At 48.6% G+C, this 508-nt stretch carries 1 protein-coding gene; it reads left to right on the forward strand.

Annotated elements, in window-relative coordinates:
* Positions 1-28 precede the first annotated feature (28 nt).
* Entirely contained in the window at positions 29-463 is a 435-nt protein-coding gene (secB, locus tag ACTHUM_RS18800) for a protein-export chaperone SecB (RefSeq protein WP_070461399.1), read from the forward strand.
* Positions 464-508: the final 45 nt, after the last annotated feature.

A 508-nucleotide genomic window follows, 5' to 3' on the forward strand; every position in this document is an offset into this window, starting at 1 on the left:
TCCTTAACCCTTAACTTAGGAAAATAAAATGAGCGAAGAATTGCAACCCGTATTCAGCGTTGAGCGTCTGTATGTAAAAGACTTGTCTTTGGAAGTGCCTCACGCACCACAAATCTTCTTGGAACAAGGCGCGCCTGAAGTGGATATGCGCGTTTCTACCGGCAACACCAAACTGGAAGACGGTTTCTACAGCGTTGACGTTACCGTGACCGTGACTGCCAAACTGAACGAAGAGCGCACCATGTTCTTGAACGAAGTTACCCAAAGCGGCATCTTCCGTTTGGAAAACATTCCTGAGGAAGACGTACAACTGCTGTTGGGCGTTGCTTGTCCGAACATCCTGTTCCCTTACGCACGCGAAGCCATTTCCAACAGCGTAACCCGCGCCGGCTTCCCACCTGTACTGCTTGCTCCGATCAACTTCGAAGCAATCTACCAAGAACAACAGGGAGCTAACGCTTAATCGCGTTATACCTAAATTAAGGCCGTCTGAAACATTGTGTTCAGA

The sequence above is a fragment of the Neisseria sp. P0021.S006 genome (genome assembly GCF_051956895.1).